Origin of the sequence: Vibrio tasmaniensis (genome assembly GCF_024347635.1) — a bacterium.
Lineage (GTDB): Bacteria > Pseudomonadota > Gammaproteobacteria > Enterobacterales > Vibrionaceae > Vibrio > Vibrio tasmaniensis.
Genome location: NZ_AP025510.1, coordinates 1,552,811 through 1,566,833 on the forward strand (window position 1 = coordinate 1,552,811; position 14,023 = coordinate 1,566,833).

Sequence of the window (14,023 nt, forward strand, 5' to 3'; positions counted from 1 at the left end):
ATTGAGGTCATTTAGTTTGGAAAGTGTTGTTAGGTGGTAAAGAGATCGTGTTGTAGGTAGAATACGCGCCTTAAAAATTATAAGTAAGTGAGCGACTTCAAAAATGAGCAGAAAGATTGAGTTATTAGCCCCAGGTGGCGATGTCGAGGCGATTAAAGCCGCTATCGTGGCCGGTGCCAATGCGGTTTATTGTGGTTTAGACACCTTCAACGCTCGTAACAGAGCCTCTAACCTTTCGTTAGATGAGTTGAATGGTGTGATTCGCCTTGCTCATGAATATGGTTGTGAAGTGTTTCTGACTCTTAACGTTGTGCTGCTGGAGCATGAAATTAAGACTATCACTAAATTGCTGAACCAACTGGTGAACACCAAACTAGACGGCATCATCGTTCAAGATCTTGGTTTATTTGATTTGGTGAAAAAGCATTTCCCATCGTTAGATGTTCACGCATCGACTCAGTTAACGACGCACAACGAAGGCCAGATTAAGTTCTTGTCTAAGATTGGCGCAACACGCGTTAACTTGTCTCGTGAATTGAATCTGCCAGAAATCAAAATGCTGACGGAAGTGGCACATGATCACGATGTACTGACAGAAGTGTTTGTACACGGTGCTTTGTGTATCGCATTCTCTGGTCAATGTTACTCAAGCTCAGTAAGTGTGGGTAACTCAGGTAACCGTGGCCGTTGTAGCCAAGCATGTCGTGATGAATACGAAATCACAAACGCGGGCAACAAGTTCCCACTCAACTTGAAAGATAACTCCGCTTACTATGACCTACCTGAATTGGTTGACGCGAAAGTTGACTCGTTGAAAGTAGAAGGCCGTATCAAAGGCGCACACTACGTATACACAGTAGTTGATACGTGGCGCAAACAGATTGATAGCTTTGTAGAAAGTGGTTTGTTGATCGAAGACGATTCGAACCTGCACAAAGTATTCAACCGTGATTTCACCAACTCTTTCCTTAAGGGCAACCTAACGAAAGACATGTTCATTGATAATCCTCGTGACAACAGCATGAATTACGCTGTAGATAAAGCGACGAAAGAGAACAATGAAATCTCTGTTGTGCAAATTCAAGAAGTGACCAGCGATCTTTACGAAGCTAAAAACGCCCTAGGCAGCGAAATGCGCGACAAGATCGAGTTCCTTGATATTCGTAAAACACCCGTGTCATTGTCGTTTAGCGCTAAGGTGGATCAACCATTTACGGTGACAGTGAACACACCAAAAGAAAACTTTACGGTTCAATCTCAATCGTTGTTGGCGACAGCTAAAGAGACTGCGATTACTCAGGCGTTACTTGAGAAGCGTTTCAAGTCAGTGAAGAGTGCTGTTCATACGCTTGAAAACTGTAACTACGACAACTTAGATGAAGGTCTGATTCTTCCTTTGAAAGAAGTGTCGGTCTTAAAAGACGAAATCGATTTCATCTTAAACGGTTCTGTGAAAGTGATTAAGCACGTTGAAGTGCCAGCACTGCCTCAGCAACCGAAGGTGAACGAGAAGCCAACCATGTCGATGCTTATCGCTGATGTGGAAGACTTGCACCTGTGTGACGTAACTGATGCGGATGTTTACTTCAAACTGCCTGAAAGCTTCAAGAAGCGTTGTAACAAGTACATCGACATCTTGGCAGCAAACCCACGTTTGATTCCTTGGTTCCCAGCAGTATTGATCGGCAAAGACTACGACGAAGCGGTTCGTATTCTTGAAGAGATCAAGCCAGCTCGTATTGTGACCAACAACACGGGTATTGCTTACAAAGCTTACGAAATGGGTATCGAGTGGGTTGCAGGTCCGTTCATGAACACGACCAACTCTCACGCATTAGTGACTCTGCAAGAAGAGCTTAACTGTGCCGGTGCTTTCATTTCGAACGAGATCAACAAAGGTCAGATTCGTCATATTCGCCGCCCAGAGAACTTCAAACTGTTCTACAGCATCTACCACCCAATCTTGATGATGACCAGCCGTCAGTGTTTCTTCCAAAGAACTGTCGGTTGTAACAAGCCAAGCATCGAAGCGGGTTGTATGTTGAAGTGTGAGAAAGCGACCACGATTACTAACGTGAAAGGCATCTCTTTCGCGGTTGATAAACAGAAGGGCGGCTACCCAAGCATTTACAACCACGAGCAGTTCTTAAACCATGACGCTGTAACGGATTTCTCTGGTCTGTTCGACGAGTTTTTCATCGACCTAACCAACATCGGCGCGGGTTCGAAAGAAGTACAAGACAAAGTAGAGCTGATCAAACACTTCCAAGGTTTGATTGACGGCGTTGATGGTTCACAACAGAACCTAGAGCAGATGGTTGAAGTTCGAACTAACGCTCAATACGTGCAAGGCTTATAGGGTTAAAGGTTTATAGGGTACAAGGTCTATAGAGCTTAAACGCTTATAAGCGCTGCGAACCAATAAACAAAAAGCCACTCAATTCAAATCGAGTGGCTTTTTAATGTCTGAAATTTTCTGAGTCTTTTTTAATCAGCTAACACGTTATTCCGTCACGGCTTCTTGTTTGAAGCATGGGCTTTTCAACGTGTTCATCTTTTCAATTTCGTTGGTTAAGCGTAGTGAGAGCAGGGCTTTTTGGTTTGAAGCAAAATCAAACATCACGATAGTCGCGGTGCCAATGGTCGTCAGTTTTTGCTGAGTCTTACTGACAATCGCGTATTCCATGGTGAATCGGTCATCTTGAATATCAGTGACACGAGAGCCAATCATCAACGTATCTGGATACGTGACTGGGCGGAAATATTTACAGTAAGTGTCACCAAGAACAGGGCCAACTTTGGTAATCGCCATCTCTTCCATCAGCTCTACATGCTTAAAAAAATCTAAGCGAGCGGTTTCGAAATAGCGAAAATATACGGCGTTGTTAACGTGATTGAGTGCGTCCATTTCTCCCCAAGCGACAGGGATTTCTGTTACTACCGGGTAGTCAGATAATAGTGCTTCCATGCGAACTCTCTTATTGTTATCTGCGGGATAAGTTGTTATTGGAATAAAAACCCTACCGTTAAATTAACAAAACTGCAACACGTGTAATTTAAGTTTTTGAAGCTTGAAACCACACAATGTCAGGGACTTAGTTGCACATCCACTCAATGTTTACACATTAAGGTGTTTGAATTGCAGTTCAACTAAGCGTTGGTACAATTCGCAGCTATTGATGAGAGACTGGTGGTCGCCGATGTCTACTAGCCGGCCTTTATCGAGCACCGCAATCTGGTCGGCGTGTTTAATTGTTGATAAACGATGAGCGATAATGATCGTCGTTCTGCCACGCATTAACTCTTCTAAAGCTTGTTGAACGTGATGCTCACTTTCGCTGTCTAGTGCGCTGGTTGCTTCGTCCAACAATAGAATGTTTGGATCTTTTAGGATGGCACGAGCAATCGCAATACGTTGTCTCTGACCACCAGAAAGCCTAACACCGCGTTCACCAAGAAAGCTGTGATAGCCTTCAGGTAGGTTTTGGATGAACTCATGTGCATGTGCTTTTTTAGCGGCCTCGATAACTTGCTCGTCCGTTGCTTCAGGGTTTCCGTATCGGATGTTATGGAATACATCGTTACTGAACAGAGCAGGTTGCTGCGGTACAAGCGCCATCTGCTTTCTTAATTCATTCGGATCAAACTGATTCAGTTCAACACCGCCTAACGTTACTTTGCCTATTTGTGGGTCGTAGAAACGTTGCAGCAGTTCAAATAGGGTCGTTTTACCTGCACCAGACGGGCCAACTAAAGCCAATACTTTACCTTCATGGGCAGTTAGTGTGAGGTTACTTGTTGCGGGTTGGTCCGGTCTTGATGGGTAACAGAAGGTCACATCATCAAAAGCGACTTCTGGTGTCACGTTATCCAGTGATGTTGGATTTTCTACAGGCGCAACAATGTGGCTTTCAACTTGTAGGATCTCGATTAATCGCTCTGTCGCACCTGCCGCGCGTTGCAATTCACCCATCACCTCAGAAATCGTACCTAACGATGAAGCCACCATTATCGCATAGAAAACAAACGCAGCCAGATCACCCGCCGACATGGTACCGTTGATGACATCACTACCACCAACCCAAAGCATGCCTGCAATCGCACTGAACACGATAACAATCACACCAGAGATAAGAATCGCGCGTTGTTTTACACGTTGGCGACCAATCTCATAAGCCTTTTCTACTTCAATTGCGAATGACGCTTTCTCTTGCGCTTCTCGGCTGTAGCTTTGCACCGTTTTGATGTGTTCGATCGCTTCGCCGGCATAAGAGCCCACATCAGACATCGAATCTTGACTTTGACGGGATAGGGCTCTCACTCGTCGACCGTATACCAAAATCGGAATCAGGATAAACGGCACTGAGGCTAACACGATCAGCGTTAGCTTAATGTTGGTCGCGAACAGCATGATGATTGCGCCAATACACATTAATGCACAGCGCATCGCCATAGAAAACGACGAACCAATAATGCTTTGGAGCAGGGTTGTGTCGGTTGTGATGCGTGACATGATGTCGCCACTGCCATTGGTTTCAAAGTAACTAGGGTGAAGCGTCACAACGTGATTGAAAACTGATAGGCGAATATCTGCACTCACACGCTCCCCAACAGAAGAGACTAAATAGAAGCGGAAGAAAGTACCAATTGAGATCAACACGACCACGACCATGATGAATTGAATCGCGCTGCCTAAATCTGATAACGATTGTTGGCTGAAGCCTTGGTCGATCAGAAGACGGATACCATGCCCGACCGAAAGGGTTAAGCTTGCCGTGAAGATCAAAGCGATCAGCGCTGCAATCACACGGCCTTGATAGGGCTGAATAAATTTGCTGAGTTCGAACAGAATACTGAGGCTTTTCTTCTCAGGTTTGGGTTCTGGCGCTTGTTGAGTAGATCGTTGAGCCGTTCGCTGAGTAGAGTCACGCGTAGAAGAGACATCGTTTTGCATATGACTGCCTTAATGTGTTGTCGCTTTAAGAATAGAAGACTTGTTGTTTGTACGTACTTGTCACGAATTAAGTGCTAGTCGTTCGTAAACGTTTGTTGCTTACAAGAGAAACCATTAAAGCACGCATCGCTGACTGATGCTTCTTAGGATACTCAATTTTCGGACTTTGATGCCTGACAAGTGAGGGAATCTTACTGTTCAAAAGGAACATTAAGCATTTAGTGGCGCTTGAAACAAAGATCAAACGAGCTATTTGATTCTAATTTTTATGCATGTGAGCGTAAGCCAATAGCGAATGGAAGCTACAGGTTCTTAGATCTTGTACTGATTTTTTAATTGGAAGAGAAACGTTTGCTTTTTCCTCGATATCAAGCTTATCAGTAACTTGTGATTTTTGGTTATAAGACCAGTTATAGCGACTGTTTTTTACGCAACTCTCGTTACAAAAATTCAACAAAACAGTTTTTTATACATTTTTCTTGCATAAAACATCGAATTGAATAGAATAACCAACAAATGACAATTAATGCAGTATTGTGGCATGAGTATTCAAGTAAAGAGCATCGACAAATCATACGGTAATACCCAAGTTCTTCATGACATCAGCTTTGACTGTGGAAGTGGTGAAACCTTGGTATTGCTTGGCCCAAGCGGCGCGGGCAAGAGTTCATTACTGCGTGTATTGAACCTGTTAGAAATCGCGGACAACGGCGAATTAGACATTGCGAACGAGCAATTCGATTTTTCAAGCCAGATCCAAGAAAAGCAGGGGCTTAAACTTCGTCGTAAAGTTGGCATGGTGTTCCAACAATACAACTTGTGGCCACATATGACGGTGATGGAAAACTTAATTGAAGCTCCCACCAAAGTGGCGGGGTTGGATAAGCAAGAAGCGGTTAAGCAAGCTCAAGAAGTACTAAAGACACTTCAACTTGCCGACAAAGCAGACGCTTGGCCACTTCAACTGTCTGGTGGTCAACAACAGCGTGTTGCGATTGCACGTGCGCTGATGATGAAACCGGATGTGTTGTTGTTTGATGAACCAACAGCGGCGCTTGATCCTGAGATCACTAACCAAGTTGTGAGCATTATTAAAGAGCTGAGTGGAACGGGCATTACTCAAGTGGTTGTGACACACGAAGTTGATTTCGCGAAGAAGATTGCTAGCCACGTTCTGTATCTAGAAAAAGGGTACATCGTTGAACACGGTACCAGCGATTCATTCGTTAATCCGCAGACACCTGAGTTTGCCGAGTATTTGACTCATTAAATCTGAGTTAACGCATAAGATTCACGTAACTCTCTAGATTTAGCTAAACACAACATCGATCAAAACAATCAAATTATAAGAATGGCCACAGGCCGCTATCAAACAGTATTCGGAGTAACAAAATGAAAAAGATTCTACTAGCTTCACTTATCGGCCTTTCTTCTGCAGGCATGGCTGTTAATGCATCGGCACAAGATGAAATCAAATTCGCAATGGAAGCGACTTACGCACCATTCGAATACATGGACGAGAACAACCAAATCCAAGGTTTTGACGTAGACCTAGCAAACGCACTTTGTGAAGAGATGAAAGCAACTTGTACTTTTCACAACCAAGCGTTCGATAGCTTGATCCCAGCGCTTAAATTCAAACGTTACGATGCGGCTATCTCGGCAATGGACATCACTGAAGCGCGTCTTAAACAAGTAAACTTCTCTAACGCTTACTACGACAACTCAGCAGCATTCATCTCTATTGAAGGCAAAGTTGCAGACCAAGCAGCACTAGAAGGTAAGCGTGTTGGTGTTCAAAACGGTTCAACTCACCAAAGCTTCCTACTTGAGCAAATGGCTGGCGTAACAGCGGTTCCTTACTCAAGCTACCAAGATGCATTCATCGACATGAAAAACGGTCGTATCGATTCAGTATTTGGTGACACAGCAGTAGTAGCCGAATGGTTCAAAAAGCAAGACAACCTAACGTACGTTGGCGACCAAGTAAAAAACCAAGAGTACTTCGGTAACGGCTTTGGTATCGCAGTAAATAAGAGCAACCAAGAACTTGTAGACCAGCTGAACGTTGCACTTGCAGCAGTGAAAGCGAACGGCGAATACGACAAGATCTTCAACAAGTACTTCGGTAAGTAATTTATGGAATTAACGGGTTACTCTTTAGGGCTCGTCGAAGCAAGCTGGATGACAGTTCAGCTTGCGTTCGTAAGCCTATTGGTTGGATTGGTTCTAGCAGTTTTGTTTGCAAGTGGTGAGATGTCTCGTCGTATTGCAATCAAATGGCCAACGACTGCATTTGTGACGATTGTTCGTGGTTTACCAGAAATTCTGGTCGTACTGTTTATCTACTTTGGTTCGACACAAGTTCTGTTCATGATCACTGGCGACTTCATAGAAGTGAGCCCGTTCTTATCTGGTGTTGTTGCACTGTCACTTATTTTTGCTTCTTACGCTTCGCAAACTATTCGTGGTGCGTTGAAAGCAGTAAGCAAAGGGCAGAGAGAAGCAGCAAGTGCGCTTGGTATTTCACAATCTCGTGCTTTCTTCAGAGTCGTATTGCCACAAGCAGTAAGACACGCTCTACCAGGGTTAACCAACCAATGGTTAGTGTTATTGAAAGATACAGCACTGGTTTCGTTGATTGGCGTAACCGATCTATTGAAACAAGCGCAATTAACATCAGCGGCAACGCACGAAGCATTTACTTGGTACGCGACAGCAGCAGCAATCTATTTGGTCATCACTTTAATCACACAAAGATTAGTAAAAGTGATTGATGGTAAGTTTTCTATTCAAGGTTTGGGTAACAAAGGGGCAATGGCATGAATCAACAATACCTCTCTCAAATGCTTGAAGGCTTAGTGACCAGTCTTCAACTCACAGGCGCTTCATTGTTTGTTGGTTGTATTTTGTCTTTGTTGATGACGGTAACGCTAATCCTAAGAATACCGGCGATTCACTGGTTAACACGTGGCATCATTACGCTGTTTACCGGCACACCATTGTTGGTTCAGATCTTTTTGGTGTATTACGGCCCGGGTCAATTCGATTTGATTCGTGAAAGCTTCCTATGGACTTGGTTAAGACAACCTTGGTTCTGTGCAATGTTAGCACTCGCACTGAACACCGCGGCATACAGCACGCTACTGTTCAGAGGCGCATTCAACGCCATTCCAGCAGGGCAGTGGGAAGCATGTCGCGCATTAGGCATGGATAAAATCGCAACGCTTAAAGTGTTACTGCCATACGCTCTTCGTCGCGCCGTTCCAGCTTACTCGAACGAAGTAATTCTAGTCTTCAAAGGCACGTCACTGGCAAGCACCATCACCATCATGGATTTGATGGGCTACGCTCAGCGTATCAATGGCCAAACCTACGACACACTCACCGTGTTCGGCATTGCTGGCGCATTCTACCTAGCAGTGAATGGTGTATTAACACTGATCTTCCGCCAAGTAGAGAAGAAAGCCCTCGCATTCGAAGCGGCATAAGCTAGCAATTCACAAGGTTAACTAACGTATAAAGCCTGCCATTTATGTTCGCATAGATGGCAGGCTTTTTTGTGTTTGGGGTATTAGTGGGAATACTGTGGTTACATGCAGTTCAGGAGGGTTTTCGCTAAAATCATACTATATGTAAATATTCTGAATTTTATCATTCAATGAGCTTATCTATGTTTTAAGTCACTGAAATGCTGTGATTAATTGTGTTAGAGTGCTGCCCATATGAAACTAGATAGGGAAATTCTGTATTTAAGTGCAGAATTTTCTGTCTAAGAACTGTTAGGGCAATTCTAGTTTGGCGTAAGGAATATAAATGGCAAATATCGGTACAGTTGATTTTTACATTGGAGTGCCAAGCTTACCTCGCGAGGACTTTGAAAGTTATTCGACTCGGCTTTTTGATGAGTGGGAATCTTATATTGGGAAAAACTTAGAGTTAAGTGATTACTCTCTTGTTTTAGAGGTTGAAGAGGGTTCAATAAAAGCCAAAGGTAAAATACTTGCAACTGCGAGTGTCTTATATTTTGGTATCGCACAATATGGTTCATTTATCTCCGGTCTGCAAACTATAAATAATCAAGTTAAGGCTATTGGGGACTATCTTGGGGAAAGAGCTAGCTCACCATTCGATCTTAGCCGAGTTAAGCCCAAATTGCGAAAGCGAGGGGAGTCTCTTGCTCGCTTAGAAAACCTTTTTGTCAAAGTTCAGCGTGGTGAATTAACAGTCGAAATGGCAATGCAAGAAACTGAATCTATTTTTGGTGCGGAGCTAGAAGAGGCTCCTGATTTTTATAATGACCTTAAAGAGTCCTTGGAACAGACGTCAGTAATCCCAAAGCAAATGGAGTTAAAGCTCATTGACGCGAATGGAGAAGAGTTAACATACCCTCAGCAACAGCCTAAACAGCCACGCAATCCTCAGCCAAGAACTCCTGCTCCGCCTATAGACCAGTTTAGGGTTGAGGTTTGGCGTGAAACCAAAAATAGTAAGAGAAACGTTAAAGTTATCACTCTGTAACAATTGCCCTAACAAGACGCTTAAGACGGACTAACAAACACTTGGCATTTTCAGTTCGGTTTAGTTGTGTGTTTAAGGTGTTTTAATTGAGCGAGGTGGCAGGTTTGTTAGCCACTTTGCTAATCGTTAGCCTTCATGGAGTAATTTATGAATACATGGAAACTGTCCATAAAACCGGATAGTGAATCTGGGTTTGATGCATTCGAACTGTGCAGACAAAAATCATTACTAGGAGTTGGATGGTCAGCAGCTTATCTAGAATCTCAACCAAACACTTTAGAAGAAGCCAAGCTTTTGGTGACGAATCGATTTGGTGGATGGCCATATGCTGCACGCAAACTACTTGAGGAAGTAAATTGTGGGGACCATATATGGTTACATCAGCAGGGGGATTACTATTTGTGTCGAGCTAGAAAAGAAATAGTAATGGGTGCTGAAATTGACGAACAATTCTCTAGTTTTGATTTGGGACATGCAAGGAAAGCTGAATGGGTAAAGGTTCCTGAAGTATTTGTTTCAGGTGTAGTTCAGAGAGGGACTATCGCTCAGAGAATGATCCAACGCATATACATTAGCTCCAAAGAAAAGGCTTGTAACGACATTATATTTGAACGGTTGTCTGTAAATCCTGACTGGCGCCCAGAAATAGATTCAGAAGTTTTATCCAACAAGCTCAAAAACATAGATATGTTTGAACTATTTTCGATCATGACACCGGATGAAGTCGAAGACATGGTAGCAATGTATTTACAGGATGAAGGTTGGCGTTTGATCAAGTCTACGTGCTTTAGAAGTAAGCCAACATTTGAATTCTCTATGGTGAGTAAACGTTCTGAAGTTTGTAGCGTTCAAGTAAAATCTGGAAAATATCCTGATCCATTGTCGCCAGAGAAATATGAAAAGTTTGCTACCGACAAAACGCAAATCGTTCTGTTTTCGACAAATCCTAATTCCTACCCAGGAGAATCAAAGGAACGTGTTAGGTGTTTAGCACATGAAGTAATCTTTTTTTGGTTAGTTCACAATATTTGGTCAATGACTGAGTCTCTAAAACTAAAGCTTTGGATACACCTTTGTGAAAAAGGCTAACAAGGCGCTTAAGGCGGGCTAATCGTTAGGCGAAATAGTGAGAATAATATGACAGATTTAGTTTCATCTAAAACAGTTCTATCCGTAGGCTCAAGCGTTTATAAAAAACTCTGCACAGCTTATCAAACAAGGCAGAAAGAACGAGTTGAAAGTTTTTTTGAATGCGTAGAAACTCGTTATGAGTCAATGAGCGAAGAAGAAAAAATTGAATTAAATAAGTCTATCGATAGTAGTGATGGCCAAGAATTATTGGCCAACTATGTTGATGCAATAACTCAAACCTCTAGTAAAAGAGTGAGAATGGCAATTGCCTTGTTGTATTGCAAAGATGCTGACTTTTCATTCTCAGCTATGGAGCAACAAATTTTTATCAATGGAGTTGTAGGTATTACCGATCATATGATTGATTTTTTGGTAGCAGCTATAGAGCAACCAGTAATCAAAGATAATGGTCCCTATCCAAGACATTTTATAGATAAAGCAAGTTTACTAACATTTCCAGTTAAGGATATAGATGCTGAAGGTGTTTATTCGTACACTCATGATTTAATTAGACGTAGATTACTATTACCTGATCACGTAGTGGGGATGCTAGGTGATGATGATGGTTGGTTTTTGACTTACGGTACATCTGCAATGTCAGTAAAAATGGTTCGACTACTTTTAAAAGCTGATGAGCTAAGTAGATAAATTTCGCCTAACAAATGCATCGACAAGATTTGCTACACTCGGCGTTATCAGTTTGTCATTAGTTTCAATGATTAAGGCGTTAAAATTCAGGTAGGTCTGTATCGTAGCAAACGTGTTATGCAGGCGTTATGCTTCTTATTAGGAATTTCGATGGAATATATAATCATATACTTTTTAAATAGCTTAGTTTTATTGCTAACAATGGCTCCATTAGGTGCTGCGTGTATTTTTCCAAAATGTAGAAAGTTCACAAGAGAACACAATTTGGCACTTGGTACACTTTTGATATTTTGGGCTGCATTGACGTTTTTTGCTCTGACTTATGGTTTGTCTGACTTCTCTGAGTTGTCATTTACTTTAAAGCAGTTAACGTTAGATGGTATTCAAGACCACCATGTCAGGGTCGATCTTTTAGGTATTTTTGGGGTTTGGATTTTTATATTGCCAGCCATAAATTTATCAATTGGATGTAATCTAATTACTAACTACCTTAGTGATGTTGAAAAATAAATATAACAAACGACTATGGCGTCAATGATTAGTTTTTGGCTGTACTTTCATTCCACATGGCGCCATCTTTCAGCATAGAGTTTAGGATCACAACCATCTTTCGAACACACGTAATTATTGCGACTTTCTTAGATTTTCCGGCAGCTAAAAGTTGAGCATAAGTTTCTTTGAATACTGGGTTACATTGGATGGATGACACCATTGTCATATACAAAGCAGTGCGTACTTGCGCTCGACCGCCTTGGATTACGCGCTTACCTTTGTAGCGTCTACTTTCGCGTGTGATTGGAGTGACACCAATGAGTGCATATTTGCTATTGAACTCTGTAGTTTAGAGCGGGTTCCCGACTTGTGAAGTATGACCTTACCATTTGGGTCTAGGGCATGAAGACTAAAGCGGTTTTTAGCTAGGTCGATACCGCAGAAATAAGAATAATAAGACGTGGTACTTCCGGTGCAATTAAGTACCACATAAGTGTGGTAAATCCTTTAAAGGGAGAATCCATGTCATTCGTTATGTGTCTATAGGTCTAAGAGGGAATATGTTTAAATTCGTAAGGTTGATAGTGCTATCAAATTTATTAGCACTACTAATTGTGGTTACTTTCGAGTATTTCACAGGCTATTTGAAACTATCATTTTCTAGTGATTATGCGTTCTATTCAATGCTAATTCTTCTTGCTCTGGGTTCACTTTTGTCTTTTTCCGGTCATAAGGTCGGATATAGTGACCCTAGTAACATGGCTGGCGTTTCTGCTAGTTCGTTAATTGAAAACGAGTCTGCTAAATCAACCATTGTGACAAAATTAGAGAGTACGTCTGTTGGGCACAGCTTATTGATCGCTAGTTTGTTCCCACTACTTTATTGCCTGCTATCGTAGCCATCACCTAACAAATTGTTCGACTGTTGGGTTACGTAAACTCTTAGAGGGAACACTAGCGATTTGATGAGTCAGATTCATGGTCAATATGGATTATTGGGCACTATGGTTTTACTTCACGATGAAAAAGGAATTTTCGATGTTTAAAATTGAGACAAAGCGGCTGATTATTAGGGATATGAACCCTAGCGATGAAAGAGCCTTCGTGGCGATGTCTCAAGACGCTAAATATCAGCGTTTTTATGATGAAAGTGACTGTGACCCTGTTAAATATAAAGAGTTAACCAACTTGTTTATAGCTCAGGCTTCTGAAGAACCAAGGAAATCATATCAACTCGCTGTTGAAGACAAGAGCACTGGCCAGTTCATTGGCACTGTTTGTTTGCGTCTAGAAGACAATCAGCAAGCTTCAATGGGATGTGCGTTTTCAAGATTATCTCAAGGTAATAAGTTAAGCCATGAAGCGGCTCTTGCTTTGGCTGATTTTGGTTTTTCAACATTGGGCGTACACCGCATTTTTGCAGAGACAATCAGTAAGAATTTACCTGCCATTAAGCTCTGTAAGTCTTTAGGTATGCGCCAAGAAGCACATTTTAGAGAGCATCGTTTTTTCAAAGGGCGGTGGTGGGATACCGTCGTTCTGGCTGTCCTGCGAACCGAATGGGTCAAGGCATTGCCAAGTGGCTAATCTAGATTCGATGTGTTTTACAAACAAGGCTCCGATTCAGAACGAGGTTATTCTGCTTTGATACTTTGATACTTTGATACTTTGATACTTTGATACTTTGGTTCGGTAGTATCAAGGTGATGCTACATGGTTTGGGGAGTCTGCCTTCATTACTTGCCACGATTATTTAGAAAGGCCGCAGTAAGATAACTGTTGGCTAGGTAATTGGTTGTTCGTTGTCTATAGGAGTTATAACTGTGTTTTATAGTAAGGAATACAACAAGGGGTTGCTGCTGATCCTTGTTTCGATAAGTGCTTTCATTGTCGTTACGTCTGATAATAACTCCGGAACATTCATCGCTCACGCCATCAACGGGTTAATTGCTTTGCTCTTTTTCTCTATGACAATTGAGGTCAAAGGCAATGCATTGAGCTGGTACTTTGGTTTTGGTTTTTGGCGTAAGAATGTTGAAGTGTCAGACATCACGGAGACATCGTTCTATCAAAGCAAGTGGTATCAAGGTATTGGCATCCGCATGTTGAGCGATGGTTGGTTGTATAATGCTTCAATAGGTTCAGCGCTGAAATTAAATTTAAGCAATGGAAAGCACGTTTACATTGGTTGTAAGGATATAGACGGTTTAAAGGCGGCCTTGAAAGCTGCTAGCGAACAGATAACTCAAAAGTGATTTATAAGGCTTGGCACTTTTT

At 42.2% G+C, this 14,023-nt stretch carries 14 protein-coding genes and 1 pseudogene; 12 read left to right on the top strand and 3 right to left on the bottom strand.

Annotated features, from left to right (window positions below):
- Positions 1–103 precede the first annotated feature (103 nt).
- Positions 104–2,359, top strand: a complete 2,256-nt coding sequence (locus tag OCV44_RS07160; protein WP_139683956.1) for a peptidase U32 family protein — start codon at positions 104–106, stop codon at positions 2,357–2,359.
- A gap of 144 nt (positions 2,360–2,503) precedes the next feature.
- Here the strand turns inward: OCV44_RS07160 and OCV44_RS07165 are convergent, their stop codons facing one another.
- Positions 2,504–2,968, bottom strand: coding sequence for an acyl-CoA thioesterase (locus OCV44_RS07165; RefSeq protein WP_016786146.1), 465 nt, complete (start codon positions 2,966–2,968; stop codon positions 2,504–2,506).
- A 150-nt stretch (positions 2,969–3,118) separates the two neighbouring features.
- The gene (locus OCV44_RS07170) at positions 3,119–4,954 is read right to left on the bottom strand and encodes an ABC transporter ATP-binding protein/permease (protein ID WP_139683955.1); all 1,836 of its coding nucleotides are present in this window, start codon (positions 4,952–4,954) and stop codon (positions 3,119–3,121) included.
- Positions 4,955–5,495: 541 nt separating this feature from the next.
- Here OCV44_RS07170 and artP point away from each other — a divergent pair.
- The 8 genes from artP (at position 5,496) to OCV44_RS07210 (ending at position 11,764) form a co-directional block, all read left to right on the top strand.
- Positions 5,496–6,224, top strand: coding sequence for an arginine ABC transporter ATP-binding protein ArtP (gene artP, locus OCV44_RS07175; protein ID WP_139683954.1), 729 nt, complete (start codon positions 5,496–5,498; stop codon positions 6,222–6,224).
- 122 nt (positions 6,225–6,346) lie between these two features.
- Entirely contained in the window at positions 6,347–7,090 is a 744-nt protein-coding gene (locus tag OCV44_RS07180; RefSeq protein WP_139683953.1) for a lysine/arginine/ornithine ABC transporter substrate-binding protein, read from the top strand.
- A gap of 3 nt (positions 7,091–7,093) precedes the next feature.
- Positions 7,094–7,780 carry an arginine ABC transporter permease ArtQ gene (gene artQ, locus OCV44_RS07185; protein ID WP_009846801.1) on the top strand — a complete coding sequence of 229 codons (687 nt, stop codon included), beginning with the start codon at positions 7,094–7,096 and terminating at the stop codon, positions 7,778–7,780.
- The gene (gene artM, locus OCV44_RS07190; RefSeq protein WP_139683952.1) at positions 7,777–8,445 is read left to right on the top strand and encodes an arginine ABC transporter permease ArtM; all 669 of its coding nucleotides are present in this window, start codon (positions 7,777–7,779) and stop codon (positions 8,443–8,445) included. Before artQ ends, artM begins: the two co-directional genes overlap by 4 nt.
- A 325-nt stretch (positions 8,446–8,770) precedes the next feature.
- Complete coding sequence (locus OCV44_RS07195; RefSeq protein ID WP_139683951.1) at positions 8,771–9,475, top strand: hypothetical protein; 705 nt, start codon at positions 8,771–8,773, stop codon at positions 9,473–9,475.
- Between the two features lie 147 nt (positions 9,476–9,622).
- On the top strand, positions 9,623–10,564 hold the full coding sequence (locus tag OCV44_RS07200; RefSeq protein WP_139683950.1) for a hypothetical protein: 942 nt from the start codon (positions 9,623–9,625) through the stop codon (positions 10,562–10,564).
- Between the two features lie 48 nt (positions 10,565–10,612).
- Positions 10,613–11,254 carry a hypothetical protein gene (locus OCV44_RS07205; RefSeq protein ID WP_139683949.1) on the top strand — a complete coding sequence of 214 codons (642 nt, stop codon included), beginning with the start codon at positions 10,613–10,615 and terminating at the stop codon, positions 11,252–11,254.
- A gap of 150 nt (positions 11,255–11,404) precedes the next feature.
- Positions 11,405–11,764 carry a hypothetical protein gene (locus tag OCV44_RS07210; RefSeq protein WP_139683948.1) on the top strand — a complete coding sequence of 120 codons (360 nt, stop codon included), beginning with the start codon at positions 11,405–11,407 and terminating at the stop codon, positions 11,762–11,764.
- 28 nt (positions 11,765–11,792) lie between these two features.
- Here OCV44_RS07210 and OCV44_RS07215 read toward each other — a convergent pair.
- Positions 11,793–12,071 (bottom strand): annotated as a pseudogene (locus OCV44_RS07215) (transposase); the annotation flags it as partial.
- Positions 12,072–12,306: 235 nt separating this feature from the next.
- Between OCV44_RS07215 and OCV44_RS07225 the strand changes: the two are divergent.
- The 3 genes from OCV44_RS07225 to OCV44_RS07235 all read left to right on the top strand — a co-directional run bounded on the left by OCV44_RS07225 (position 12,307) and on the right by OCV44_RS07235 (position 14,001).
- On the top strand, positions 12,307–12,645 hold the full coding sequence (locus OCV44_RS07225; RefSeq protein WP_102423905.1) for a hypothetical protein: 339 nt from the start codon (positions 12,307–12,309) through the stop codon (positions 12,643–12,645).
- Between the two features lie 139 nt (positions 12,646–12,784).
- Positions 12,785–13,333: a GNAT family N-acetyltransferase gene (locus OCV44_RS07230; protein WP_139683947.1), complete on the top strand. Its 549-nt coding sequence runs from the start codon at positions 12,785–12,787 to the stop codon at positions 13,331–13,333.
- 215 nt (positions 13,334–13,548) lie between these two features.
- A complete protein-coding gene (locus OCV44_RS07235; protein WP_139683946.1) occupies positions 13,549–14,001 on the top strand; it encodes a hypothetical protein in 453 nt (150 codons plus the stop codon).
- Positions 14,002–14,023: the final 22 nt, after the last annotated feature.